Source organism: Hufsiella arboris (assembly GCF_009834875.1).
Taxonomy (GTDB): domain Bacteria; phylum Bacteroidota; class Bacteroidia; order Sphingobacteriales; family Sphingobacteriaceae; genus Hufsiella_A; species Hufsiella_A arboris.
The window spans coordinates 196584-221863 of the sequence record NZ_WVHT01000003.1 but is presented as its reverse complement, the minus strand read 5'-3'; the positions used below and the strand labels follow the sequence as shown (position 1 = coordinate 221863).

27 protein-coding genes are annotated in these 25280 nt (G+C 41.3%); 15 read left to right on the top strand and 12 right to left on the bottom strand.

Features of this window, described 5'->3' with window-relative positions:
* The first annotated feature begins 3 nt into the window (after positions 1-3).
* From rpmD to rplQ, 11 genes are all read left to right on the top strand, one after another.
* On the top strand, positions 4-183 hold the full coding sequence (gene rpmD / locus GS399_RS07935) for a 50S ribosomal protein L30 (protein WP_160844085.1): 180 nt from the start codon (positions 4-6) through the stop codon (positions 181-183).
* A 2-nt stretch (positions 184-185) separates the two neighbouring features.
* Positions 186-632: a 50S ribosomal protein L15 gene (gene rplO / locus GS399_RS07930; RefSeq protein WP_160844084.1), complete on the top strand. Its 447-nt coding sequence runs from the start codon at positions 186-188 to the stop codon at positions 630-632.
* A gap of 3 nt (positions 633-635) precedes the next feature.
* Positions 636-1973, top strand: coding sequence for a preprotein translocase subunit SecY (secY, locus tag GS399_RS07925; RefSeq protein ID WP_160844083.1), 1338 nt, complete (start codon positions 636-638; stop codon positions 1971-1973).
* Positions 1974-1979: 6 nt separating this feature from the next.
* A complete protein-coding gene (gene map, locus GS399_RS07920) occupies positions 1980-2765 on the top strand; it encodes a type I methionyl aminopeptidase (RefSeq protein ID WP_160844082.1) in 786 nt (261 codons plus the stop codon).
* A gap of 70 nt (positions 2766-2835) precedes the next feature.
* Positions 2836-3054 carry a translation initiation factor IF-1 gene (gene infA, locus GS399_RS07915; protein ID WP_010599888.1) on the top strand — a complete coding sequence of 73 codons (219 nt, stop codon included), beginning with the start codon at positions 2836-2838 and terminating at the stop codon, positions 3052-3054.
* Between the two features lies 1 nt (position 3055).
* Positions 3056-3172, top strand: a complete 117-nt coding sequence (gene rpmJ, locus GS399_RS07910; RefSeq protein ID WP_008506259.1) for a 50S ribosomal protein L36 — start codon at positions 3056-3058, stop codon at positions 3170-3172.
* An 83-nt stretch (positions 3173-3255) separates the two neighbouring features.
* Positions 3256-3633: a 30S ribosomal protein S13 gene (gene rpsM / locus GS399_RS07905; RefSeq protein ID WP_160844081.1), complete on the top strand. Its 378-nt coding sequence runs from the start codon at positions 3256-3258 to the stop codon at positions 3631-3633.
* A gap of 14 nt (positions 3634-3647) precedes the next feature.
* Positions 3648-4037, top strand: coding sequence for a 30S ribosomal protein S11 (gene rpsK, locus GS399_RS07900; protein ID WP_160844080.1), 390 nt, complete (start codon positions 3648-3650; stop codon positions 4035-4037).
* Positions 4038-4104: 67 nt separating this feature from the next.
* The gene (gene rpsD / locus GS399_RS07895) at positions 4105-4713 is read left to right on the top strand and encodes a 30S ribosomal protein S4 (RefSeq protein WP_160844079.1); all 609 of its coding nucleotides are present in this window, start codon (positions 4105-4107) and stop codon (positions 4711-4713) included.
* Positions 4714-4782: 69 nt separating this feature from the next.
* Positions 4783-5775 (top strand): DNA-directed RNA polymerase subunit alpha, encoded by a 993-nt coding sequence (locus tag GS399_RS07890; RefSeq protein ID WP_160844078.1) that lies wholly within the window; start codon positions 4783-4785, stop codon positions 5773-5775.
* A gap of 153 nt (positions 5776-5928) precedes the next feature.
* Positions 5929-6498 carry a 50S ribosomal protein L17 gene (gene rplQ, locus GS399_RS07885; RefSeq protein WP_160844077.1) on the top strand — a complete coding sequence of 190 codons (570 nt, stop codon included), beginning with the start codon at positions 5929-5931 and terminating at the stop codon, positions 6496-6498.
* 61 nt (positions 6499-6559) lie between these two features.
* Here the strand turns inward: rplQ and GS399_RS07880 are convergent, their stop codons facing one another.
* Positions 6560-7354, bottom strand: a complete 795-nt coding sequence (locus tag GS399_RS07880) for a TIGR00266 family protein (RefSeq protein WP_160844076.1) — start codon at positions 7352-7354, stop codon at positions 6560-6562.
* Between the two features lie 191 nt (positions 7355-7545).
* Between GS399_RS07880 and dnaK the strand changes: the two genes are divergently transcribed.
* Positions 7546-9462, top strand: a complete 1917-nt coding sequence (gene dnaK / locus GS399_RS07875) for a molecular chaperone DnaK (RefSeq protein WP_160844075.1) — start codon at positions 7546-7548, stop codon at positions 9460-9462.
* Between the two features lie 125 nt (positions 9463-9587).
* Here the strand turns inward: dnaK and GS399_RS07870 are convergent, their stop codons facing one another.
* From GS399_RS07870 to truA, 6 genes are all read right to left on the bottom strand, one after another.
* A complete protein-coding gene (locus tag GS399_RS07870) occupies positions 9588-10064 on the bottom strand; it encodes a methionine-R-sulfoxide reductase (RefSeq protein WP_160844074.1) in 477 nt (158 codons plus the stop codon).
* A gap of 77 nt (positions 10065-10141) precedes the next feature.
* On the bottom strand, positions 10142-10552 hold the full coding sequence (locus GS399_RS07865; protein ID WP_160844073.1) for a septal ring lytic transglycosylase RlpA family protein: 411 nt from the start codon (positions 10550-10552) through the stop codon (positions 10142-10144).
* Positions 10553-10705: 153 nt separating this feature from the next.
* Positions 10706-11587: a succinate--CoA ligase subunit alpha gene (sucD, locus tag GS399_RS07860; RefSeq protein WP_160844072.1), complete on the bottom strand. Its 882-nt coding sequence runs from the start codon at positions 11585-11587 to the stop codon at positions 10706-10708.
* Between the two features lie 61 nt (positions 11588-11648).
* Entirely contained in the window at positions 11649-12221 is a 573-nt protein-coding gene (locus GS399_RS07855; protein WP_160844071.1) for a PPC domain-containing DNA-binding protein, read from the bottom strand.
* A gap of 39 nt (positions 12222-12260) precedes the next feature.
* Positions 12261-14060 carry an ABC transporter ATP-binding protein gene (locus GS399_RS07850; protein ID WP_160844070.1) on the bottom strand — a complete coding sequence of 600 codons (1800 nt, stop codon included), beginning with the start codon at positions 14058-14060 and terminating at the stop codon, positions 12261-12263.
* Between the two features lie 4 nt (positions 14061-14064).
* A complete protein-coding gene (gene truA, locus GS399_RS07845) occupies positions 14065-14844 on the bottom strand; it encodes a tRNA pseudouridine(38-40) synthase TruA (RefSeq protein WP_160844069.1) in 780 nt (259 codons plus the stop codon).
* 75 nt (positions 14845-14919) lie between these two features.
* Between truA and GS399_RS07840 the strand changes: the two genes are divergently transcribed.
* From GS399_RS07840 to GS399_RS07830, 3 genes are all read left to right on the top strand, one after another.
* Positions 14920-15387: a DUF4293 domain-containing protein gene (locus GS399_RS07840; RefSeq protein ID WP_160844068.1), complete on the top strand. Its 468-nt coding sequence runs from the start codon at positions 14920-14922 to the stop codon at positions 15385-15387.
* A 104-nt stretch (positions 15388-15491) separates the two neighbouring features.
* On the top strand, positions 15492-17330 hold the full coding sequence (locus tag GS399_RS07835) for a DEAD/DEAH box helicase (RefSeq protein ID WP_160844347.1): 1839 nt from the start codon (positions 15492-15494) through the stop codon (positions 17328-17330).
* Positions 17331-17414: 84 nt separating this feature from the next.
* The gene (locus GS399_RS07830; RefSeq protein WP_369410107.1) at positions 17415-18101 is read left to right on the top strand and encodes a DUF1345 domain-containing protein; all 687 of its coding nucleotides are present in this window, start codon (positions 17415-17417) and stop codon (positions 18099-18101) included.
* A gap of 22 nt (positions 18102-18123) precedes the next feature.
* Here the strand turns inward: GS399_RS07830 and GS399_RS07825 are convergent, their stop codons facing one another.
* From GS399_RS07825 to GS399_RS07805, 5 genes are all read right to left on the bottom strand, one after another.
* The gene (locus GS399_RS07825; RefSeq protein ID WP_160844067.1) at positions 18124-18414 is read right to left on the bottom strand and encodes a hypothetical protein; all 291 of its coding nucleotides are present in this window, start codon (positions 18412-18414) and stop codon (positions 18124-18126) included.
* A gap of 3 nt (positions 18415-18417) precedes the next feature.
* Positions 18418-18720: a hypothetical protein gene (locus GS399_RS07820; protein WP_160844066.1), complete on the bottom strand. Its 303-nt coding sequence runs from the start codon at positions 18718-18720 to the stop codon at positions 18418-18420.
* Positions 18721-18781: 61 nt separating this feature from the next.
* Positions 18782-20305: an FG-GAP repeat domain-containing protein gene (locus tag GS399_RS07815; protein ID WP_160844065.1), complete on the bottom strand. Its 1524-nt coding sequence runs from the start codon at positions 20303-20305 to the stop codon at positions 18782-18784.
* 16 nt (positions 20306-20321) lie between these two features.
* A complete protein-coding gene (locus tag GS399_RS07810; protein ID WP_160844064.1) occupies positions 20322-21638 on the bottom strand; it encodes a vanadium-dependent haloperoxidase in 1317 nt (438 codons plus the stop codon).
* Complete coding sequence (locus GS399_RS07805; RefSeq protein ID WP_160844063.1) at positions 21638-25231, bottom strand: VCBS repeat-containing protein; 3594 nt, start codon at positions 25229-25231, stop codon at positions 21638-21640. Before GS399_RS07805 ends, GS399_RS07810 begins: the two co-directional genes overlap by 1 nt.
* Positions 25232-25280 lie beyond the last annotated feature (49 nt).

The window sequence follows — 25280 nt, the reverse complement described above, 5'->3', positions numbered from 1 at the left end:
GTCATGGCGAAGATTAAAATAACACAAATCAAAAGCGTTATCGACAGAAGCGAACGCCAAAAAAGAACCATGCAGGCTTTAGGTTTAAATAAAATCAGCCAGTCTGTAGAGGTTGAAGCTACCCCGTCAATTGTTGGGATGGTGAGAAAAGTTAATCATTTAGTAGCAGTAGAAAGTATCTAATCATGAACTTAAGTAACTTAAAACCTGCAGAAGGTTCAGTAAAAAATAGCAAACGTGTCGGTCGTGGAACCGGCTCGGGCCGTGGCGGAACTTCAACCCGTGGTCATAAAGGTGCCGGGTCACGTTCTGGTACTACAACTAAGGTTGGTTTTGAAGGGGGACAAATGCCGCTTCAGCGTCGTATTCCTAAAGTTGGTTTCAAAAATATCAACCGTGTTGAGTATGTTGGTGTAAATTTAGATGTATTGCAGGGGCTTGCTGAGAAATTCAGCTTAACTGCAATTGACTTTGATACACTGAAAGAACACGGATTGGTTTCGAAAAACGACGTTGTTAAAGTGTTGGGCAGAGGCGAATTGAAATCAAAATTAGAGGTTAAAGCCCATGCATTTTCTGCAACGGCACAAAAAGCAATCGAAGCCGCTGGCGGCGCAATTGTTAAATTGTAATTAATGAAGAAGCTGTTCACAACTTTATCCAATATTTGGAAAATTCAGGACTTAAGAGAGCGTATTTTATTTACGCTCTTATGTCTTTTAGTATATCGCATCGGGTCATTTATCGTGCTTCCCGGAGTTGATGCTAATGTATTGCATAACCAAAAAGCAACGCAAGGCCTGTTGGGTCTGTTGAATATGTTTGCAGGGGGATCTTTCTCGCGTGCATCTATTTTTGCTTTGGGTGTTATGCCGTACATTTCTGCTTCTATCGTTGTGCAGTTACTTGGTATTGCTGTACCAACTTTCCAAAAAATGCAGAAGGAGGGAGAGAGTGGCCGTAAGAAACTAAATCAGATAACACGTTATCTGACAGTTATCATCACCGTGCTTCAGGGAGCTGCCTATGTGCGCTCTCAAATAACTCCGGAGGCTAAAATGATGGCGGAGCCGATATTCACTATCTCCTCTATGTTGATTTTAACAGCAGGTACTATGTTTGTAATGTGGCTTGGTGAAAAAATCACAGACAAAGGAATAGGAAACGGAATCTCCCTTATTATCATGGTGGGGATTATTGCGCAACTTCCGGCTGGAATGATCCAGGAGTTTGCTTCACGTATGGAAGGCAATGGCGGTTTGATTCCCTTTATTGTGGAGTTAGCAGCGCTGTTCTTTGTTGTAATTTTCACAATACTTATCGTACAAGGTGTTCGTAAGATACCTGTACAGTATGCAAAGAAGATTGTTGGCAACAAGCAGTACGGTGGAGTTCGCCAGTACATTCCGTTGAAAGTTAATGCAGCAGGTGTTATGCCGATCATCTTCGCTCAGGCAATCATGTTTATACCTGCAACCGTTGGGCAGTTTTTTCCTGGTGCGCAAGGCTCTACTTTATTAGCTACATTAAGTAATTATACTTCGTGGCAGTACAGCCTTACTTTTGCTATCCTAATTATTCTGTTTACCTTCTTTTATACAGCTATCACAGTTAATCCTGTTCAGATGTCTGATGATATGAAGAAGAACGGCGGATTTATTCCGGGTGTAAAACCTGGGAAAACAACAGGTGATTACATTGATTCTGTAATATCAAAAATTACTTTACCGGGATCTATTTTCCTGGCGATCATTGCAATCCTTCCATCATTTGCCAGCAAGCTTGGAGTTAACAGCCAATTTGCGCATTTCTATGGAGGTACATCACTTTTAATTCTTGTTGGTGTCGTATTAGATACGTTACAGCAAATTGAAAGTCACCTGTTAATGCGTCATTATGACGGCTTGATGAAGACAGGAAGAGTGAGGGGACGTACTCCGGTGGCTGCTGATGCTGCTGGAAGTGGAATATAATCAATTATGCCAAAAATTCTTTATAAGTCTGTCGAAGAGATAGAGCTAATAAGAAAAAGTTCCTTACTTGTTTCTAAGACTCTTGCGGAAGTGGCAAAGGTTATCGGACCAGGTATTACTACTGCGAAGTTAAACGAACTTGCTGAGACTTATATTAGAGATAATAACGGTGTACCCGCTTTCTTAAACTATAACGGATTTCCGTATTCGCTTTGCATTTCATTGAATGACCAGGTGGTACATGGATTTCCGGGAAAGTATGAATTGAGAGAAGGTGATATTGTTTCGGTTGATTGCGGCGTTGTTCTTGACAAATTCTACGGTGATTCGGCTTATACGTTTGAGATTGGAGAAATCGACTCTGAAACTAAAAAGCTGTTAGAAGTAACCAGGGAATGTTTAAAGTTAGGCGTTAGCAAAGCAGTTGTGGGCATGCGCCTTGGTGATATAGGTTACGCAGTTCAGGAACATGCCGAAAAGCACGGTTACGGCGTGGTAAAAGAACTGGTAGGACATGGAGTAGGTTTTAAGCTTCATGAAAAACCTGAAGTTCCAAACTATGGCAAACGCGGCAGCGGTACCAAGCTTGAAGAAGGAATGGTATTGGCAATTGAACCGATGATCAATATGAAGCGGGCTGGTGTTAAGTTCTGGAATGATGGGTGGACTGTTAGCACTGTAGATGGTTTACCATCTGCTCATTACGAGCATACTGTAGCAGTAAAGAAAGGCCAGCCGGACATTTTATCGACTTTTGATTATATTGAAGAAGTTTTAAAACAAAAAAATTAAAATAAGAAATTTTTTATTTAATTTTGCGCTCCCGTAATGGTCGGGCTAATTAAGTAAAAATCAATAAAATATGGCTAAACAAGCCTCTATTGAACAAGACGGCGTCATAAGAGAAGCATTATCAAATGCAATGTTTCGGGTAGAGTTGGAAAACGGACACGAAATTATTGCACATATTTCCGGAAAGATGAGGATGCACTACATCAAAATTTTGCCTGGAGATAAAGTTAAACTGGAAATGTCACCTTATGATTTAACAAAAGGCAGAATAACTTATAGATATAAATAAGATGAAAGTTAGAGCATCCATCAAAAAGCGTAGCGCTGATTGCAAAATTATTCGTCGTAAAGGAAAGCTTTACGTAATTAATAAGAAGAACCCTAAGTACAAGCAACGTCAGGGATAATAAAAGTTTGGATTTAGAATTACGGTTGAAGATTTATTAATCGTAAGTCGTAAATCATAAATCAAAAATCGCTAAATAATACTATGGCAAGGATATCAGGTATTGATTTACCAAGAAACAAAAGAGGAGAAATCGGACTTACTTACATTTTCGGTATCGGCAGATCTACAGCACAAAATATTTTAGATCAGGCTGGTATTGATTATAATGTGAAAGTACAAGACTGGACCGATGAGCAATTAGCAGCAATTCGTGGAATCATCAACGATCAGGTGAAAGTTGAAGGTTCATTGCGTTCTGAAATTCAATTGAATATTAAACGCTTAATGGATATTGGATGCTACCGTGGTTTACGCCACCGTAAAGGGTTACCAGTTCGTGGTCAGCGTACTAAGAACAACTCACGTACCCGTAAAGGAAAACGTAAAACAGTTGCAAACAAGAAAAAGGCTACTAAATAATAATTGACAGGATAATGGCTAAGACTAAAAAAGTAACCAAAAAACGTGTTGTTATTGTAGAACCTGTTGGTCAGGCTCATATCAATGCGACATTTAACAATATCATTGTAACCTTAACTAACAGCCAGGGCCAGGCTATTTCGTGGTCGTCTGCTGGTAAAATGGGTTTCAAAGGTTCAAAGAAAAATACTCCGTATGCTGCCGGACAGGCTGCGTCTGATTGCGGAAAAGTTGCTTACGACCTTGGTTTACGTAAGGTAGAGGTTTTCGTTAAAGGCCCTGGTGCCGGACGTGAATCAGCTATCCGTACGCTTCAAACTGCAGGTATCGAAGTAACAACAATTAAGGATATTACTCCGCTTCCACACAACGGATGTCGTCCTCCAAAACGTAGAAGAGTTTAATTAACAAAATTTTTAAAGATAAGATTCGGCAGCTGCGGGCTGCACGATACTTTAAAACACACAAACAATGGCAAGATATACTGGCCCAAAATCAAAAATTGCACGTAGATTCAGAGAACCAATCTTCGGTCCTGATAAAGCATTAGAAAAAAAGAACTATCCTCCGGGCATGCACGGCGTTTCAAAACGTCGCGGTAAGCAATCTGAATACGCAGTTCAGTTAATGGAGAAACAAAAAGTTAAATACACATACGGTGTATTAGAGCGTCAGTTCGAAAACTTATTTCACAAAGCTTCTTCAAAGCAAGGTATTACAGGTGAAAACTTGTTAAAACTTCTTGAAGCTCGTTTAGATAATACAGTTTACCGTTTAGGTATTGCTCCTACACGTTCTGGAGCTCGCCAATTGGTTAGCCACAAACATATTACAGTTAACGGCGAAACCGTTAATATTCCATCATACTCATTACGCGCCGGTGATGTTATTGCTGTACGTGAGCGTTCAAAATCGCTTGAAGCAGTTACAACTTCTGTTGCCGGTCGTAAGATAAACAAACATAGCTGGTTAGAATGGGATGCCTCTTCCTTGTCGGGCAAATTCCTGAACTACCCTAACCGCGACGAGATTCCTGAGAATATCAAGGAAAACCTGATCGTCGAGTTATACTCTAAATAATAATAAATGATAAGAGCTGCCCCTTAAAAGGCAGCTTATATTGCATTTTAAATAATTAATAAAAGATAAATGGCAATTTTAGCATTTCAGAAACCTGATAAAGTTATCATGCAGAAATCAACTGATTTCGACGGTACATTTGAATTTCGTCCGTTGGAACCAGGTTTCGGTGTTACCATTGGTAACGCATTACGCCGTATTCTGCTTTCCTCTTTAGAAGGTTATGCAATTACTTCTGTTAGATTCTCAGGTGTATCTCATGAGTTTTCGACTATCAAAGGTGTTGTTGAAGATGTTACTGAGATAATTCTGAATCTAAAACAAGTTCGTTTTAAAAAGACCGGTGAATCCGGTGATACAGAAAAAATCTTCGTGATTATCAATGGCCAGGATAAATTCTCTGCCGGCGATATTACCAAGTTTTCAAACAATTTTACAGTATTAAATCCTGACCTGGTTATTTGCAACATGGACAGCTCAATAACTCTTGAAGTTGAGTTGACTGTTAACAAGGGCCGTGGTTATATTCAGGCTGAAGAAAATAAGAATGCTGATGCAGTTGTTGGTGTTATAGCAATTGATTCGATTTACACTCCGATCAAAAATGTTAAATACACTATTGAAAACTATCGTGTTGAACAAAAAACAGACTATGAAAAATTAGTTCTGGATATTGCTACCGATGGATCGATTCATCCTGAAGACGCGCTTAAAGAAGCAGCAAAAATTTTAATCCACCACTTCATGTTATTCTCTGATGAGAATATTATGTTAGAGGCTCAGGCGAAAGAAGAAACTAAGGAAGTTGACGAAGAGATTTTACATATGCGTAAGATCCTTAAAACAGAATTGGTGGATCTTGACCTGTCAGTACGTGCGTTAAACTGCCTAAAAGCAGCTGATATTCGCACATTAGCTGAGTTGGTGTCTTATGACGTAGCAGATATGCTGAAGTTCAGAAATTTTGGTAAAAAATCTCTTACTGAGATCCAGGACCTGGTAAAATCTAAAGGCTTATCATTTGGTATGAACCTGTCTAAATTTAAATTAGACGAAGAATAAAAACAGATGTGAGACATTGGATATGAGCATTGAGATTAGTCTCACATCTCATATCTCACTACTCAAATCTACATTAAATAACCCGGCATAATTCCGAGGGCTTGACGGCAACGCCGCCCGACGGTATGCACGTGCCACAACAAACAAACAATAATGAGACACGGTAAAAAAGTCAATCACTTAGGCCGCACGGACAGTCATCGTAAAGCGATGATGTCAAACATGGCTTGCTCGCTTATTCTGCACAAACGTATTACAACAACATTAGCTAAAGCAAAAGCATTACGTACATATGTTGAACCTTTGATCACAAAATCAAAGAATGACACAACGCACTCACGTCGTACTGTATTTAGTTATTTGAAAGACAAAGAGTCAGTAACGATCCTTTTCCGCGAAATTGCAGAAAAAGTAGCAACACGTCCAGGTGGTTACACACGCATTTTGAAACTTCAAAATCGGTTAGGTGATAACGCTGAAATGGCATTAATCGAGTTAGTAGATTACAATGCAACTTATTCAACTGAAGCACCTGCTGTTGAGAAAAAATCAACTCGTCGTCGTGGTGGCGCTTCTAAAGCGAAAAAATCTGATGCTCCTGTAGCTGCCGCTCCTGTAGCTGAAGAAGTACAAGCTGAAGAAACTGCTGCTCCTGAAGTTCAGGAAGAAGTAAAACCAGAAGCACCTTCAACTAATGAAGAGAACGCTGAAAAAGGCGAATAATATTTAATTTCATAATAAAAAGCCCCTGTCAATTTTGGCAGGGGCTTTTCTTTTTTAAGAATTATCTGAAACCGTCGCCATCAAGCAAGTTTCCGAGACCGCCTAAAATACTGCCTTCTTCTTTTCGGCTTGTTGTTGCATATGACAGGATCCGTCCCGCCAATCTGCTTATCGGTAATGTTTGAATCCATACTTTTCCCGGGCCTTGCAATGTCGCGAAGAAAACACCTTCACCGCCGAACAAGGTGTTCCGTATTCCTCCAACAAACTGAATGTCATAATTTACGGTTTGGGTAAATGCAACCAGGCAGCCTGTGTCGATTTTAATTAACTCACCCGGTTGCAGATCTTTTTCAAAAACGTGGCCGCCGGCGTGAACGAAAGCCATTCCGTCCCCTTCAAGTTTCTCCATGATAAAGCCTTCGCCGCCAAATAATCCGGTTCCCAGTTTCCGTTGGAATTCGATACTGATTCCTACGCCTTTTGCTGCACAGAGAAATGCATCTTTCTGACAAACGACTTTTCCACCTAATTTTGCCAAATCAAGCGGGATGATTTTCCCGGGATATGGTGATGCAAAGCTAACCCGCCTTTTACCTGACCCGATATTTGTGTAGGCTGTCATAAATAAGCTTTCGCCTACCAGCAAACGTTTACCGGCACTGAATAATTTACCAAGAAGGCCATTCTGCTGCTGGCTGCCATCGCCAAAAATAGTTTGCATCTGTATGCCATCATCCATCATCATAAAAGCGCCAGCTTCCGCTACAGCCGTTTCATTAGGATCGAGTTCTACTTCGACATACTGCATTTCTTCGCCAAAAATGCGATAGTCTATTTCGTGATTTGAGATCATTTTTTATTGTTTAGAGTTTTACTATTAGCTTATTGTTACGCCTTATTTATGTCATCATGTCATTCACTTCTCCTTTGTCGTGACGAAGTTTACAAATTTTCTGTCACACGATTGAATTTTCGCCATTGGCACAAGGCTTGTTAAATGTTACCTGAATTAATTATTAACGAATCTAAAAACTATATAACAGCATGTCAAAAATTATTGGAATCGACTTGGGAACAACAAACTCCTGTGTTGCAGTAATGGAAGGTAACGAACCCGTAGTTATTGCAAACAGCGAGGGAAAACGTACCACTCCTTCAATTGTAGCCTTTGTTGAGGGCGGTGAGCGTAAAGTTGGTGATCCTGCTAAGCGTCAGGCTATCACAAACCCTAAAAAAACCATCTATTCTATCAAGCGATTTATGGGTAATAGCTTTGATGAGGTTTCAAGAGAAATTGCTCGTGTACCTTACCAAGTTGTTAAAGGTGATAATAATACACCTCGTGTCGAAATTGACGACAGAAAATATACTCCTCAAGAAATTTCGGCAATGATTCTTCAAAAAATGAAGAAAACTGCTGAAGACTTTTTGGGACAAGAAGTAACCGAAGCAGTTATTACTGTTCCGGCATATTTTAACGATGCGCAACGTCAGGCTACCAAAGAGGCTGGTGAGATCGCCGGATTAAATGTTAAACGTATCATCAATGAGCCAACTGCTGCAGCTTTAGCTTACGGCCTGGATAAAGCTCACAAGGATATGAAAATCGCGGTATTCGACTGTGGTGGTGGTACGCACGACGTGTCAGTTCTTGAATTGGGTGATGGCGTATTCGAAGTTAAATCTACTGATGGTGATACACACTTAGGTGGTGATGATTTTGACCAGGTAATTATCGACTGGCTGGCAGAAGAATTTAAAAACGAAAATAGCATGGACTTATTGAAAGATCCAATGGCTTTACAACGTTTGAAAGAAGCTGCCGAAAAAGCTAAAATCGAGCTGTCCAGTTCAACACAAACTGAAATCAACCTTCCATATATCACAGCTGATCAAAGCGGCCCTAAACACTTAGTAAGGACCTTATCGCGTGCGAAATTTGAGCAATTAGCGGATAGTCTGATTAAGCGTACGATCGAGCCTTGTAAATCAGCTTTGAAAAACGCTGGCTTGAAGACGTCGGATATTGATGAAATTATCCTTGTGGGTGGTTCAACACGTATTCCAGCGATCGTTGAAGCAGTTAAAGCATTCTTCGGAAAAGAGCCGTCAAAAGGTGTAAATCCTGATGAGGTAGTAGCTATCGGTGCTGCAATCCAGGGCGGTGTATTAACCGGTGAAGTTAAAGACGTATTGTTGCTTGACGTAACCCCGCTTTCATTAGGTATCGAAACAATGGGTGGCGTAATGACCAAACTGATCGAGTCAAACACAACTATTCCAACCAAAAAGTCGGAAGTATTCTCAACGGCGTCTGATAACCAGCCTTCAGTTGAGATTCACATTTTGCAGGGAGAGCGCCCAATGGCGAATCAAAACCGCACGATCGGTCGTTTTCACCTGGATGGAATACCACCAGCACCTCGCGGCGTTCCGCAGGTTGAAGTTACGTTTGATATAGACGCAAATGGTATCCTGCATGTTTCCGCTAAAGATAAAGCGACAGGCAAAGAGCAAAAGATCCGTATCGAAGCTTCTTCTGGTTTAACTGATGAGGAAATCAAGAAGATGAGAGATGAAGCTGAGGCAAATGCTGAGGCAGATAAAAGAGCAAAAGAAGAGATCGACAAGCTTAATGCTGCAGACGCACTTGTATTCTCGACCGAGAAGCAGTTGAAAGAATATGGCGACAAAATCTCTGCAGATAAGAAATCTCCGATTGAAGATGCTTTGAAGAAACTGAAAGAAGCTCATGCTTCGAAAAATATCACTGATATTGATTCGGCATCTGCAGAACTTCAGAATGCATGGAACGCAGCTTCGGAGGAAATGTATAAAGCTACTCAGGACGCAGGTGCAGCCGGAGCGGAAGCAAACGCACAACCGAATGCTGAGCAAGGTAACGGCAATGCAGATAATGTAACTGACGTTGACTTTGAAGAAGTAAAAGACGAGAAATAATCTCAGGTAATTTTATAAGTTAAACCCGGCCGGAGTTTCCAGCCGGGTTTTTTTTATGAAGATTGCTAATCTGTTGACACTGTTAATGTTAATTAAATACAACTTAATCAGTGATGTTGCGATATCTACTTTTTGTCTGGAACAAAATTCATGGAAATTGAATTAACACAATGCCTGGTATCTTTCGGAGTAAATCCTTCCCCCGTAAAAACGTGACCTAAATGGGCACCACAATGGGCACAAACAATTTCTGTGCGCATACCGTCCGGATCGGGAATTCGTTTAACGGCACCTTTTATTTCATCGTCAAAACTAGGCCAGCCGCAATGCGAATCGAACTTCGTTTCAGAACGATACAAGGGCGAATTGCAACGTTTACAAGTATATGTGCCTTTCTCGTGATTATTTAAATATTTGCCGGTTCCGGGGTATTCCGTCTGTTTATTGACTATGACCTGCTCTTCCTCAGGCGTCAGTTTGTTCCATTTTGATTGATCCACCTGCTGCTTCTGAGCTTTTTCATTGTGTTGCTTTTGCGCACACGCAGTCAAACTCAATAATCCTGTCACAAGAGCGAATCCGAAAAATTTAAAAGATTTCATATATCAAAATACGGATAATTTCGAGACATAGTTTTGCCAAATTGTCAATCGAATATCAGTATTAATTGTCGTGAAATTTAGTTGGGAAGTTGGTAAGCAATGGTGACGTCGCCTACGCCGCGTCCATAAATTCCTATCTCTCTTGCAGCCGATTGGGATAGATCAATCAGGAACCGTCTGTTATATGGACCACGGTCGTTTATTTTAACATCAACGGATTTGCCATTATAGGGATTTGTAACGGTTACTATCGTTCCTAAGGGGAGTGTACGATGAGCTGCCGTGAACTTTTTATGCCGGTAATGTTCGCCGCTGGTAGTTCTTCTTCCTTCAAAATAAGAAGCATAATAAGTTGCTTTTCCTGTCCTGAATTTTGAATAAGATTCGTTATTTATGATCTTAGATTCTGCGCCGATTGAATCGATCCTGGTTGTTGATTTAGCTGGCGAACCAACTAAAGTTGCCAGAAAAAAGACGAATGCAAACATAGCGTGATTTTTTGGTGAACGCCCCAAAGATCGGTTTTTTTATTTAAAAACTAATAACGGACGGTTTAAGCCCGTCTAAATCAAGCTCTAAAAAAACAAAAAGCGCCTGATCGTTGCGGATCAGGCGCTTTTTGTTGAAAATATTTATTTTTTTTAAGCTTTAATTTTACTTAACTCTTCTGCCATTGCAGCGCCAATTTCAGCGGGCGATTCAACGACACGAATTCCGCATTCTGCCATGATTTTCATTTTTGCGGCTGCCGTATCATCAGCGCCGCCAACGATGGCTCCAGCGTGACCCATACGGCGTCCCGGAGGAGCAGTTTGACCTGCAATAAATCCAACTACTGGTTTTGTTCCATTTTCCTTGATCCAGCGTGCGGCTTCTGCTTCCATACCTCCGCCGATCTCACCAATCATGATAATGCCCTCGGTTTCGTCATCTTCCATCAGTAACTTCACAGCCTCGACAGTTGGCGTGCCGATGATTGGATCTCCGCCGATTCCGATAGCCGTAGTTATTCCCAATCCCGCTTTCACTACCTGGTCAACAGCTTCATAAGTTAAGGTTCCAGATTTTGAAACAACACCAACAGTGCCTCTCTTAAAGATAAAACCTGGCATAATTCCAATTTTAGCTTCATCAGCTGTGATGATACCCGGGCAGTTCGGGCCGATTAAACGGCAATCCTTATCGCTGATGTATTCTTTTACCAGGATCATGTCCTTAGTTGGAATACCTTCAGTAATGCAGACAATTACCTTTATACCCGCTTCAGCAGCTTCCATAATAGCATCTGCGGCAAAAGCAGGTGGTACAAAAATTATTGAAACATTTGCTCCGGTCTTTTCAACGGCATCTTTGACAGTGTTAAACACAGGGCGATCCAAATGTTGCTGGCCACCTTTGCCGGGAGTCACACCTCCTACAACGTCGGTTCCGTATTCAATCATTTGTGTGGCATGATAAGTGCCTTCTGTTCCTGTAAAACCCTGAACTATAACTTTTGAATCTTTATTGACTAATACACTCATGGTGTTGGATTTTTGTACCGCAAAACTAAACTTATTGCGTATAATGTCAAAAGTTATTTGACTATTGTTTAGCGTCGAGATCGATAGTTGTTACCCCAACTTCCTGGTCTAGTTTCTTATATAATTCCTGTTTATGCACTGTCATAGTGACTTCGAGCGTGGGCCATACATGAGCCTCAAGTAAATGTCCTCCCTTAATACTCCCGTCATCCATACCAAGAGTAATATGAGTATGCACGACTGGTTTATTTTGGTAACTGGCAATATCGCCAATCAGAGAAGTTATTTCAGATTGCTTATCAACCGGGATAACCTTGAACATTTTCTTTTCTTTATCGTACCATCCGAATTTCGATGATTGCGCCGAACCGATGGCAGTGAAGGAAGCGCTTTTGATTTGATTTTTTTCGGCAAAGTCAGTCAGCCCTGATATTACTTCGTCGCCTTTTGCAAACACCAGCATATACGTTACTGATTGTTTGTTTTCACTGATGATTTTACTTTTGAGGCCTGGTGCTTTCCCTTTTTCCGGAGCCTTTGTAGGCGATACATATTCCTGAGCAATGCTATTAATAGAAACAGTGGTAAACGCCAACAGGATGACTATTAGTTTTTTGCAGGATGTGGCAGCCATAACGCAGATGTTTTTATAAAGAAAACAAGCATTGTGCCATTAGCGGCTTATTCCTTCAGAATTAAACTGCAGGTCATATAAACGACGGTAATATCCGTGTTCGATTTTTAAAAGCTCCTGGTGAGATCCCGACTCTTTTATCTCTCCATGATCAAGTACGATTATCCTGTCGGCACTTTGTATAGTCGATAATCTATGAGCGATCACGATAGACGTTCTGCCTGACATGAGCTTGAAAATGGCGTTTTGAATAAGCAGCTCGGTTTCGGTGTCTACAGAAGAAGTAGCTTCATCAAGTACAAGGATTTTCGGGTTATAAACCAATGCCCTGATAAAGGAAATAAGCTGAGCCTGTCCGGCCGAAAGTGTTGATCCGCGTTCCATCACCTGATAGTCATAACCTCCCGGCAAATTTTCAATGAAATCATGGGCTCCGACTTCCTTAGCTGCGTCAATGATTTGCTGACGGCTTATTGCCGGATTATTAAGGCTGATGTTATTTGCGATGGAGTCTGAAAATAAAAAAACATCCTGGATGACAGTGGCAATTTGTGTACGCAAAAACGCAAGATCAAACTCGCGAATGTCATGCCCGTCAAGTTTTATACTTCCCTGGTTAATTTCATAGAATCGGTTAAGTATATTGATAGTAGATGATTTACCGGCTCCCGTTGCGCCAACAAGTGCCAAAGTTTCACCGGGTTTTACTTCGAAAGAAATATCTTTCAAAACCCAGTTTTCTTCGTTGTAAGCGAACCAGACATTTTCAAAATCTATTTTTCCAGAGATATTGGCAGGTTTCAAAGTGCCATCGTTCCTGGTTGTTTCATCCGTATCCAAAACTTTAAATATCCGGTCGGCCCCAACCATCCCCATTTGCAGTGTGTTGAATTTATCAGCCAGCTGCCTGATCGGGCGGAACATCATATTGGTAAACGCAATGAAGGCCATTATTAAACCCGGCGTAACATTTTTTGGATCAGCTGAAATTACCGCTAACTGCTGGTCGGAGATAATGCGTTTTGCACCGTACCACACCAATAAGCCTAATGACATCGCTGCAATGATTTCAACAACCGGAAAAAAAATGGAGTAATACCAGTTCGAACGAATATTTGCATCCCGATGTTTTCGATTTACAACTTTGAATTTTTCCATTTCCTGCTTTTCGCGGGCAAAGTATTGAATGACGCTGATTCCGGAAATATGTTCCTGTAGAAAGGTATTTAGCTGGGCCACCTGTGTTCGTACTTCCTGGAAAGAGGCCTTGATCGCTTCTTTAAAAATATAGGTAGCCAGAAACATCAGGGGAATTGGTATTAGTGTAACCAGCGTTAATTTCCAGTCCATCAATAGCATGGCGATTACAATGCCAACTACAAGCAGCATATCTCCGATAATGGAAATCAATCCTTCAGCGAAAATATCGGCAATTGTTTCAAGGTCTGAAACCGTACGGGTGATAAGCATCCCGATAGGAGTGCGGTCAAAATATTTTAAACGTAAAGCAGTTATGTGATTGAACACGTCGACGCGGAGATCACGAATTACTGATTGGCCAAGGCTGTTGGTAGAAAACGTCTGATAATATTGAATGAGGGTTTGAAGAACCAAAAGAACAACCATCAAAATGCAGATATTGATCAGTCCCTGGTAATCGTTGGTCAAAATGTATTTGTCAACGGATAATTGCATTAATAAAGGCTGAGCCAGTGATACAACCGATAGAAGAACTGTTAGCATGGCAGCCCATAAAAAGGTAGCGCGATAGGGTTTGGTGTATTTTAACACACGCGACAGCAAATTAAAATCAAACGCTTTTCCTGTTACTTCAGCCATGTTTTTAAATTTCCGAAATGTTACTTGTTTTTGGATATAGAACTTCTGTTAAATATAGACCACATGCAGGAACTGATGAGCCGGCATTCGATCGGTTTTTGCTTTCTATGACGGTCCGGATTTGTTCCGGCGTTATTTTCCCTTTTCCGACTTCTACCAACGTGCCAACAATGGCCCTAACCATATTACGCAGAAACCTGTCGGCAGAAATATGAAAAACCAAACCATCTAAATTTTGCTGCCACTCCGCTCGAATAATTTTGCAATTGTTCGTGAAAACCTGGGTATTCGACTTACTGAAGCAACTGAAATCGGTATAATCGAAAAGTATGCCGGCAGCCTGGTTCATTAATTCAATATCGGGAAAATCATGCATTAACCATGATCGATTTACTTTGAATGGGTTCTTTTTAAAATGAATATGATATTCATATGAACGTTTCATTGCGCTAAACCTCGCATGTGTATCAACCAGAACGTTGAAAACCCTCTTAACTGCGATATCAAAAGGCAGCAACGCGTTTAAACTCGTCACGAATCGTGCTAACTGGATATCAAGTTGGCCGGCCGCCACTTCATTCAAATCGAAATGTGCATAAAATTGTGTGGCATGTACGCCGGTATCTGTTCTTCCGCAGCCGGTAGTTTCAATGGGTTGTCTCAAAAGTGTAGACAGCGCTTTGTCCAAACGCTCCTGAACGGTTACGGCATTAGGCTGGACCTGCCATCCATGGTATTCGGTTCCATTATAGGATAGTTCGATGAAATAGCGCTTTTGGTTCACCCGGCAAAAATAGCGAAAAGACAGTGTGCTGATATTTCATTCTGAATTTTTACTTTTGGACATCAATTTGAAACTATGTTACAGCGCATACAAACCGTTTGGCTTTTCCTCGCTTCCCTGGCTATTTTTTTACTTTTTATCTTTCCGCTGATCTACATCAATATTAACGGCATGGCAATGGCGATAAAGGTTACAGGTGTTTATCATAGCGTGGCAAACGGACAAGCTTTACGAACTGAATCGTTTGTTTTGCTAAGTGTAATCACGATTGCTGTAGCGTTACTTCCCTTAATTGTTATTTCTTTTTACAAAAACCGGAAAACGCAGTTGAGCATCGCTTATATTGCTATTTTGCTTGTATTAGTTTATAGTTTTTGGCTTGCTCAAACCGCTAAAGGTGTGGTCGGAAACGCTGAACTCCAGCTGCAAAATTATGGTATCGGAATGATTCTACCTTCAGTAGGAATTCTGTTTATAATCCTGGCAATCAAAGGGATCCGTAAGGACGAAAAGCTCGTTCGTTCCGCAGACAGGTTAAGATAAGTTTACAATCGCAGTACACGGATTCCTCGCGGATATGATAAAGTATGGGTTTAAAACCTTATCTTTGCGCCGCTTCGCAATGCAGCGAAGAGTTATGTAATTTCATGAACCCATTTAGTACATTGGGTATCCGTCATGATATTGTTAATGCCATTACTGAACTAGGATTTGAAAATCCTACACCGATCCAGGAACAAGCCATCCCGGTATTACTTTCAGGCAGCAACGATTTTGTCGGATTAGCTCAAACAGGAACCGGCAAGACTGCCGCTTTTGGTCTCCCTCTTTTAGAACAAATTGATTTTGAGGAGAACTATCCACAGGCACTGGTATTGTGCCCAACCCGCGAATTATGTCTTCAAATCACCAGCGATTTAGAGAAATACGCAAAAAATCTTAAGAATGTAAAAGTCGTTGCTGTTTATGGCGGCGCCAGCATTTCTGATCAGTTACGCCAGATTAAACGCGGCGTGCAAATTGTCGTAGCTACGCCTGGCCGTATGCTCGACATCATCAACCGTAAAGCGATTGATTTCACGCAAGTTCAATATGTTGTATTGGATGAAGCTGACGAGATGCTTAATATGGGCTTCCAGGAAGATATCGATCAGATTCTTTCAACCACTCCGGAAGATAAAAAGACATGGTTATTTTCGGCAACTATGCCGGCCGAGGTTCGTCGTATTGCAAAAAAATACATGACCGATCCTTATGAGCTAACCATGGGCAAACAAAATACAGGTAACGTTAACATCGATCACGAATATTATGTAGTTCGTGCACGCGATAAATATGCTGCCTTCAAACGTATCGTCGATTTCAACCCTGAAATTTTTGGTATTGTATTTTGCCGTACCAAAATTGAAACGCAGGAAATCGCGGAAGCGTTGATCAAAGATGGTTACAACGCTGATTCTTTACACGGCGATTTATCACAGCAGCAACGTGATAAGGTAATGAAACGTTACCGCGAACGCAGCCTTCAATTATTGATTGCTACAGACGTTGCAGCACGTGGTATCGATGTGAATGATGTTACTCACGTAATTAATTATTCACTTCCTGACGAAATCGAGAACTACACTCACCGAAGCGGACGTACAGCTCGTGCCGGTAAAACGGGAGTTTCAATTGCGATTATTAACTCAAAAGAGCTTGGTAAGATTCGCCAGATAGAGCGCGTAATTGGTAAACAATTCACAAAAGCAGAAATTCCTAACGGTTTCGACGTTTGTGAAAAACAGCTTTTTGCTTTAGTGCATAAAGTTCATAATGTAGAAGTAAACGAGGATCAGATCGAACAATATATTCCTCGTATTATGGATGAATTTAAAGATCTGGAGAAAGAAGAAATTATCAAACGTTTCGCATCTCTAGAGTTTAACCGATTCCTTGATTATTATAAAAACGCACCGGATTTAAACGCTCCTGCATTTGAGGAACGCGGTGGTGATCGTGTACGCGGAGAAAAGTACGACCGTACATCAAGCCGCGGCGATTATACCCGTTTGTTTATCAACCTTGGTTCCGTAGATGATTTTACGCGTGGCGACATGCTTGGATTTATCTGTAACCAGGCGAAGATCAGCGGCAAATCGATCGGTAAAATTGACCTAAAAGGCGTTTATACATTCTTTGAAGTTGAGAATAACGTAGCTGAGGCCGTTCAAAATAATTTTAACGGAGTTGAATTCCAGGGAAGAAGTGTGAGGATTGAACTTGCTGGCTATGGATCTGACAATGGAAGGTCACGTGGTGGCAGTGGCAGCGGTGGTAGTCGTGAGCGAAGCACTGGCGGAAGTTTCCGCGATCGCCGTTCAGGCAACCGCGAAGGCGGTTCCTCTTCCGGTGGCGGCTTCCGTGATTTCTCAGGCAAACGCCGCGATGATCGTGGTGGAAGCGGCCGTCGTGAAGGCGGGGGCGATCGCAAAAAGCGTTACTAAAATTTAAATCAAAGCTCTGCATTAGCAGAGCTTTTTTTGTTTACAGGCATTTTGTTTTTGTAACTTCAATAAATTATTATTCAAGTGTTAAAAACAAAACAAGGCAGTATTGTACTTAGAATGCATCCGCTACATCGTATTCTTATAAGCCTTACCGTTTCGTTAGCAGCTTTTTTTACCTTCCGTTTTTTCGAGAATAATTTGCTAAACTGCCTGATCGTTTTGTGGGACATTTTTGCATTAACCTATGTGGCACTAAGCTGGTACGTAATTTTCAATCGCGGCATAGCTGATATTATGAAAACGGCAAGGAGAGATGATGGGAGTTTAATTTACGTATCGATCATTATCATCTTAGCATGTTTCGCAAGCATGCTGGCAGTTTTATTTCTTGTCCTTGGTTCAGATTCTACCGGCGAGAAATATCAATTTGTCAGGGTTGCATCCGCGGTAATAGGAATGCTTCTTTCCTGGGCGATGGTCCATACAACATTTACTTTTCATTACGCTCACATCTTTTATGACGAGAGCTTGGAAGGTTCAGCGGAATATCGTGGAGGATTAGATTTTCCGGATAAAAATGTAAAGCCAGACTACCTTGATTTTGCCTATTTTTCTTTTGTCATTGGAATGACTTTCCAGGTCTCGGATGTCGAAATTTCAAGCAAAAGGATCAGACGTTTGGCTCTTGTTCACAGCCTGCTTTCGTTTGGGTTGAACACGTTTGTCGTAGCTCTTACCATAAATATCATTGCCGGTTTAAAAAAGTAAAAGCTCCCAAAGGAGCTTTTACTTAGTTTTTAGGCTTGTCTTTAAGTTGAGACTTTTTCAGGTAAACTTTGCCCCCCTTTTCGTTTACATAATAGTATTGGGAGTGTTTATTGATATAAACTGTCTGTCCCTGCGGTCCAACTTTGTCTTTATAAGTTTTGTCTGAAACTTTCGACGCGCCTTTAACAGCAACCTCTGCAGTTTCGTTACCTACTGACTCTACAGCTTTTCCAGCCTTTGTTTTTTTCTCCTGTGCAAACGTTACGCCACTCGCTAAGAGTGCCAATGCACCTATTAAAAATATTTTTTTCATGGCTTATGATTGTGCTGCAGATTCCAGATAAACTCTTCTACCGTTTTCATCTTCATAAAAATTACGGTCGTACATGTCTGAATATACAGGTTCACCGTTCGGGCCGCTGATATCATTCATCAAACGATTTTTCATTTTTACTCCAAAGCGACGCAGATCTTCGCCCGCGGTTTTGGCATTCTTTAAAAGATTGCTGCCTACGGTTGTCCCGTCTTCTCTTTTACGTAACAATAATATAGCCAGTGCAGCTGCTCCAGCTGCGATACCGGCAATGCCTGCAATGTTTTTCATATTTTGGGTTTTCATAAATGATTTTTTTATAGAACACCCTTTCAAAAACTAAGTTTTATAAATATGAAAATGCTAATTATTTGCCTTTAGTATTTTTTAAAATGATGAAGGGTGTATGCTGATCAGCACCCGTTTTTTCGCCATCAGGACTTAGCAATGCAAAATTACCCAGAATAATATCAGGATAGCTATCTCCGTTTAGATCGTTTATGTCCATGCAAAGCCAGCGACCGCAATTATTTACAGGTAACCTGTGCGGAGCGAAATGCATCTTTCTGTCTTGTTCAAAGTAAAGGAATGACTCGGAGTTTTTGCTTTTGTAATCGGCGTAAAAGGCAATGCAGGCAATATCCATGTCGCCATCCTTGTCAAAATCCTCCGCCACAGCCTTTGTAGACCCATAAAGCGGATAATAGTAAGCTTTTTGGTAGACATCGTTTCCCTGGTTACGAAATATATAGATGCCGTGGTAAGGTTTTAATATCCGTGAGAAATCTCCATTATCACCACAGGCATACAGAATGTCCTGTTTGCCATCGCCATCAAAATCGGTTAATTGAATACTTACCGATCCATAGACAGGAGGGAAGCGTAGAATATTTTTACTGTTAAAATTTCCATGGTGATCGTTCGTAAATAACCATATACCTTCATCGGCCTGAGCGAAAAGACACATAATATCTTCCCACCCATCACCATTGAAATCATCGGCAATAGCTTGAATCGCTCCCGGAACGCCGCGAATAGTGTGTTTTATGAACTTATTGTCTCGTGTTTGTTCCAGCCAGATAAGACTACCCGAATTGTTGCCAAAACCACAAACTACATAGTCTTTCAGCCCATCTTTATTAAAATCGCCTTTTACAGTCTGTACAGACCGTGGAAGCTGATTTACCAGCGTTTCAGGTTTTTTATTCTTATTATTAAGGTCAATCCGGTTAACCTCGGCATTGAAAGCGTCAGAAGGCTGCAGGCTTCCAATACTTGTGACAACGCATTCTCCATTGTCTTCAAATATTGAATTTACAGCGGGGGAATTTAGTTTAACAACGCTTGTTTGATGGAGTGATTGATCCCATGAACACAAACTGTTTGTGATAACATCTCCTGTATAAATTTTTTTGTCGAATTGGTTATAGGAAACCAGTGTTGTAGATGCAGGCTGGATAGTGTCATACCTAAAGGGCTTTTCCATTTGAAAAATTGCCCAGTCATCTTTCGGTTTTTCTGGCACCGTAGGCTGCGGTAAGGTCTCGGGTGCCGAATATTTATAATATGACAAAATATACTGCCAGTCGGCAATTGATACCGGGTTTTTAGGGTCACGGGTAAAATATTGGCCAGTCCAGGATTGAACGCCAAGTTTAGGAGCCATTAGTGGCAAAATATTTTTTTGCCAGGTTACCTTGTCCAATAAACCGGCCTCCGGAAAACGATGGCAGGAAGAACAGTGTTTCTCGGCGAGAGTACGTCCGGTTGCTATCGAGTCAGATACTGCCTGGGAAAACTGGCTGCTGGTGCACCCGTTGATTATATATACAGATAAAAAAACGGAGGCAATGAATCCTCCGCTAAGTAATTTCGGTAAATTATTAAACACTGTTATGTTATGATGATTACATATTTAACTTTTTCAGAATAAATTCTGCTACTTGTCGTCCCTGAACAGCTCCCTGGTCTACGCTATTTCTGTAATGAATGCCACCGTAAAACCGGCTGATTGAGGCCTCGTCCGCGGCCTGGACAAATGATTTAAAATGCCGCTGCATACCTATGTACCGCAGATCGCTTGTATCCTGAAATGCAAAATTCTCGCCGAATAATTTTGTCAGCATTACTGCGGCAGACCGGGTGATTGTGCTGTGGCCGCTTGGATACTCAGGAAATGGAGGCGTTTGAAGTAAAGGCAACCAATTGTGGTCTATTTTATCGTTGATAACCGTCACCGGCCGAATGTATTCACTTTTATATTTTTCCTGCCAGCAGCAAATAAACGCGTCGTACATAGCGACCGACGTAAGGGCATATGCCTTAGCAGTTTTTACAGCATCTGCTTTTGTCTGTTTGCAGGCAATAGCTGTTATTCCTATCCAATGCCCGCCCGGGGTTATCTTTTTATTGGCGAAGGTCATGTGGCCTGAATGCTCGAGTACAAAGGGGTTATCGTCCCAGTATTTAGCGATTTCCCGTTGATCTTTTGACAAGTTTTTATTGGTGTTATAAACCTCAAGGTTCTGTTTAAAATACTCACTGTTTTTGTCGTCGCTGTAGGGCGGTGGAGGCGGAGGCGAAAACTGTGCGGAAGAATCAAGCGCAAAAGTTTTTTGTGTGCCCCAACAATACTCAACACCGTCAAGATAGTCAGGAGGGGTGGGGTGCCATTTGCCTGATGCATTGCTTCCCAGGAATTTAGGCTTTCCACGGGTTTGAATGTAATTATCTGTTGCGGCCCTGGCTAAAATCAGCTTACCAATTTCTTCGCCAAATTTAACTGATCTGTTGAAAACAGAATCACCTAATTTTTCTTTGAAGCCTGCATACAACGGATTTTCATACTTGTCCAGTGAATCAACCGAAAAGGTCACTTTTCGTACGACAGTAAAAAAAGCCTTTGTGGCAGCCAGTGTATAATTATAAGTCTTCCCTTTTTCAGGCTCGGGTGGTGTTTTGAAGCCCTTCAGTTTGGCAACAATGGAGGAGTAACCTGGCTTGGCAAACCTGATTGCTTCGTAAGACGCCAGTGAAGAATATCCATAAATACGGCTAGCCACCGGCGGAGTAAACACGTCGTAAATGATCAGTTGCGTTAGCTGATCTTCGTTGTTATGGATAATTTCAGCATCCCCCGGCAATTGGTAGCCTTTTTTTTTATTGCAGCCAGCTACACAAACCGCGATGGATAATGCTATAATTGTTTTAAAACCGTATTTCATCAGTTAGTTAAACTTATTGTTCTTTTAACGCCTTTATTGTTCGTAATATTTATTGAACGCATTCCTGCATCGAATTTAATAAACCTGGACGATTGGGATAAAAAAGACGTACCATAATACGCTTCCTGAGTATTCTTTTTTCCATTTGAATAACTGACAGTATAACGGACATCATCAGGATTAAGCCTTAAAGTTTTAGTTTTCCGTTTTAATTCAAATACTTTCATGGCGCCCTTGTTTTGCGTCGCCGCCAGTAAATAGCTTCCATTTCTTCCGGCTACTTTTATTGTAGCCTTACCGTTTCCGGGTAAATAGATACCGCTTTTCAAAATGGAAAGAGGTTTAAATTCGCCGTGACCATTGCCCTTTAAGAATAAGCCGTTAAAAGCATCGTAACGACCGTCATTCACCGAGGTGCCAAAATCGTTTCCATTAATTACCACGTCTAGATTACCATCACCGTCGAAATCGTCAACTACCATTCCGCATAGCATAGATATCTGAGCCTCCATCGGTAATGGTTTAAATGTAAAATGACCGTCTCCATCGTTCTGGAAGTAGCCCGATTGCATTTGCGTTGCTTCCAATCGTAAAGCGTCTTTCCTTTGCTCTGGAGTAAAAAGCTCATCGAAAGTTGCAGCGGCCAGCGATTTATAATTCTGGAACCGGATTCGCATACTGATCATCTGCTTAACAATATCGTCGCGTCCCTGGGCGGGAAATTCTTTCCTGGTCTGATCGTCCTGAGAAACCGGTAAAAACAAGGATGGAAAAGCGTCATAGCTTCCATTATTATCAAAGTCCTTGGCCGTAATATATACCGGGTATTTATTGCTGGCTTTGAAGAATGAATTTAATCCCTGGTTACCAACGATATAATCGATGTCTCCATCATTGTCAAAGTCTCCCGACGCAATCGTATTCCACCAGCCAAGGTTCGTTTCTGTTCCGGTATGTGCAGTTACATTTTTAAAAGTTCCATGTTCGTTTTTTAAAAAAGTAACGGGCATCCACTCTCCAATAACAACCAGATCTTGCCACCCGTCGTTGTCAAAATCGGTAAATAGCGCATCGCATATCATACCGATCTTGTTGAGATCACCAGCGATTTTTGACGTAACATCGGTGAATTTAACGTTGCCGTTTTTGCTGTCATTCCTGAAAATAAAGCTCGATACAGGTTTAGGATAATTCCAGGGGTCAACACGACCGGAAACAAACAAGTCAAGATCGCCGTCCCGGTCATAGTCAATTGCACGAACGCACAATTTGCTGGTAAGATTTTGCGGAAGCGCGCCAATAGCTGGCTGGAAGTTTCCCTGACCATCATTTAAATAAAGCCGGTCCTGGTAGGATGGACTCCCCGGTGACTGTTCATAACCGCTTCCCGCAATGTAAAGATCAAGATCATGATCGCCGTCGGCATCAAATAATAGCAAGCCACCATCTTTGTATTGCTGTGGGGTGGCATTGGCTGCCTCATTGAGGTTCTTTTGCATAAATTTGCCATCACTCTGCTGCAGGAAAATTTGTGCGGGGTAGTCTGATGAACCTCCGCAAACTATGTCGTCAAGTCCGTCGCCATTGATATCGCCGCTGGCTAACGCGGGAGAAAATTCGGAAAGTTTATGGGGTAGCAACTTCTGGACATTGAAATCGGCGAAGTCATGCTCCTTATGCACATAATTAATATTCAAAGCGTGTGTTACTTCTTTGAATATGCTTGCATCAGCAAACATAGTTGGAATGTGTTCACTAATAACACTTGCCTCGCTGATATTAGCTTTCAAAACCTGGTTTGGCTTAATATTTTTTAAGACTTGTTTTTTTTGATTTGGCCATGAAATTACAACAGAATCGATGATCGAAACATTCCCTAAGCCAAAATGAACTTGATTTTGAACGGATGACAAATACCCCCGAAACGGTGTACTCTCATAAGTTTGATGCTTGGTTTTATCATAATAGATGTCGATCCAACTCCCTAGTCCATTAATGTTATTTTTATCTCCGGTAAGTTGAATGTTCAGATAATTGCCAGCCTCTTCACTGTCTCTCGCAGTGTTCTTATAGAGCATCGATTCATCATTGATATTGTTTATGATGATATCCAGGTCGCCGTCATTGTCCAGATCGGCATACGTTGCGCCGTTCGAATAACTAGGCGTTGTCATGCCCCAGTCGGACGAAACGTCCGAAAATGTTAAATTCCCATTGTTCTTATACGCGTAATTATGGATTTTCACTTGTGGAATCTGCTCAAGCAGTTCCTTTTTCGATGCAATGCTAAATGCCTGTTGTCTGAAAACCATGAAATCGTGGTCGGTAACATCCTTCGGGTAGCCGTTGGTGACAATGATATCACGATTGCCATCATTATCGAAGTCTATAACCAACGGCGTCCAGCTCCAGTCAGTTTCAGCAATTCCAGCCATGAAGCCAATGTCGCTGAATACGGGATGTTTGATAGAGTCATTTTCACCCAAGGTCGGCCCCTGGTTTAACTGCAACGTATTACGGACGTACTGATACTGATAGCCGTAAAAGTCAAAATTTTGATATATCTGGTAGCTATTGCTATTCAGCATCATTTTTTTCCGGTAGTTGTCTTCCGGATTCATGTCGAGCGTAATTACATCCTGCAGACCATCGTTGTTAATGTCCTCGATATCCTGGCCCATCGCGGTGGCTGCGGTGTGTTTGAAATAATCTTTGCTTTGATCGGTAAAAGTCCCGTCGTGGTTATTTATATACAAAAGATCATTTGATAAAAAATCGTTCGTTACGTAGATATCCGGCCAGCCGTCTCTGTTAAGATCACTGATAGTAACTCCATGGGCAAAACCTTCTGTTGTTATGCCCGCCTGCTTTGAAACATTGGTATAAACAGCATGTCCGAGTTTTGAATTATAATCGTTTCGGTATAATCGTCCGGTACTTGGATAAGAGCCGTCTTTATGAATTGGCCGGAAAACGTTTGGATTATCTGTTCTGATGTTTTCGTTAACGGCTATATAAGTATCAAGGTCGCCATCATTGTCATAGTCAAAAAACGCAGCCATGGTAGAATGCGTGGTATCGTTTAGTCCATAATCAGCGGCCATTTCTTTAAAATGAGGGATTTTATCTTTGTCAGCACCCAGATTTATGTAAAGCAAATTCTGGCGTTTTTGTGGATCGGGGTCAATAGAAGCACAAACGTAAATGTCAAGAAGCCCGTCATTGTTGATATCTACAACGGAAACTCCGCGGCACCACCTGCCATTTCCTGAAGCATTAGCCTCTTTGGTTATATCCTGAAATTTGAAATCGCCTTTGTTCAGGTATAATTTGTTTGATACGAGATTGCCGGTAAAATATATGTCCTGCAATCCGTCATTATTAAAATCGCCAACGCCAACACCGCCTCCGTTATACACATTGATCATATCAGCGGCATTGATTGAATCGGTTTCGGTAATCTTATTGTTAAACGTAATACCAGATTTTGCCGATGGTATCAGTTCAAAGAGAGGCTTTTTTTTTGTACAGGAAAAAGCTATAGAAGTTAAAAGAGTGACGTAAATAATTGGCCTGGAAAGTTTGGCTTTCATTATCAAAAGGAAAAACTAAACATAAATAAAAAGAGGTAGAATTTGCATT

Coding starts and splice junctions, on each gene's coding strand:
- rpmD (WP_160844085.1), top strand. CDS start 4: ATGGCGAAGATTAAAATAACACAAATCAAAAGCGTTATCGACAGAAGC.
- rplO (WP_160844084.1), top strand. CDS start 186: ATGAACTTAAGTAACTTAAAACCTGCAGAAGGTTCAGTAAAAAATAGC.
- secY (WP_160844083.1), top strand. CDS start 636: ATGAAGAAGCTGTTCACAACTTTATCCAATATTTGGAAAATTCAGGAC.
- map (WP_160844082.1), top strand. CDS start 1,980: ATGCCAAAAATTCTTTATAAGTCTGTCGAAGAGATAGAGCTAATAAGA.
- infA (WP_010599888.1), top strand. CDS start 2,836: ATGGCTAAACAAGCCTCTATTGAACAAGACGGCGTCATAAGAGAAGCA.
- rpmJ (WP_008506259.1), top strand. CDS start 3,056: ATGAAAGTTAGAGCATCCATCAAAAAGCGTAGCGCTGATTGCAAAATT.
- rpsM (WP_160844081.1), top strand. CDS start 3,256: ATGGCAAGGATATCAGGTATTGATTTACCAAGAAACAAAAGAGGAGAA.
- rpsK (WP_160844080.1), top strand. CDS start 3,648: ATGGCTAAGACTAAAAAAGTAACCAAAAAACGTGTTGTTATTGTAGAA.
- rpsD (WP_160844079.1), top strand. CDS start 4,105: ATGGCAAGATATACTGGCCCAAAATCAAAAATTGCACGTAGATTCAGA.
- GS399_RS07890 (WP_160844078.1), top strand. CDS start 4,783: ATGGCAATTTTAGCATTTCAGAAACCTGATAAAGTTATCATGCAGAAA.
- rplQ (WP_160844077.1), top strand. CDS start 5,929: ATGAGACACGGTAAAAAAGTCAATCACTTAGGCCGCACGGACAGTCAT.
- GS399_RS07880 (WP_160844076.1), bottom strand. CDS start 7,354: ATGATCTCAAATCACGAAATAGACTATCGCATTTTTGGCGAAGAAATG.
- dnaK (WP_160844075.1), top strand. CDS start 7,546: ATGTCAAAAATTATTGGAATCGACTTGGGAACAACAAACTCCTGTGTT.
- GS399_RS07870 (WP_160844074.1), bottom strand. CDS start 10,064: ATGAAATCTTTTAAATTTTTCGGATTCGCTCTTGTGACAGGATTATTG.
- GS399_RS07865 (WP_160844073.1), bottom strand. CDS start 10,552: ATGTTTGCATTCGTCTTTTTTCTGGCAACTTTAGTTGGTTCGCCAGCT.
- sucD (WP_160844072.1), bottom strand. CDS start 11,587: ATGAGTGTATTAGTCAATAAAGATTCAAAAGTTATAGTTCAGGGTTTT.
- GS399_RS07855 (WP_160844071.1), bottom strand. CDS start 12,221: ATGGCTGCCACATCCTGCAAAAAACTAATAGTCATCCTGTTGGCGTTT.
- GS399_RS07850 (WP_160844070.1), bottom strand. CDS start 14,060: ATGGCTGAAGTAACAGGAAAAGCGTTTGATTTTAATTTGCTGTCGCGT.
- GS399_RS07840 (WP_160844068.1), top strand. CDS start 14,920: ATGTTACAGCGCATACAAACCGTTTGGCTTTTCCTCGCTTCCCTGGCT.
- GS399_RS07835 (WP_160844347.1), top strand. CDS start 15,492: ATGAACCCATTTAGTACATTGGGTATCCGTCATGATATTGTTAATGCC.
- GS399_RS07825 (WP_160844067.1), bottom strand. CDS start 18,414: ATGAAAAAAATATTTTTAATAGGTGCATTGGCACTCTTAGCGAGTGGC.
- GS399_RS07820 (WP_160844066.1), bottom strand. CDS start 18,720: ATGAAAACCCAAAATATGAAAAACATTGCAGGCATTGCCGGTATCGCA.
- GS399_RS07810 (WP_160844064.1), bottom strand. CDS start 21,638: ATGAAATACGGTTTTAAAACAATTATAGCATTATCCATCGCGGTTTGT.
- GS399_RS07805 (WP_160844063.1), bottom strand. CDS start 25,231: ATGAAAGCCAAACTTTCCAGGCCAATTATTTACGTCACTCTTTTAACT.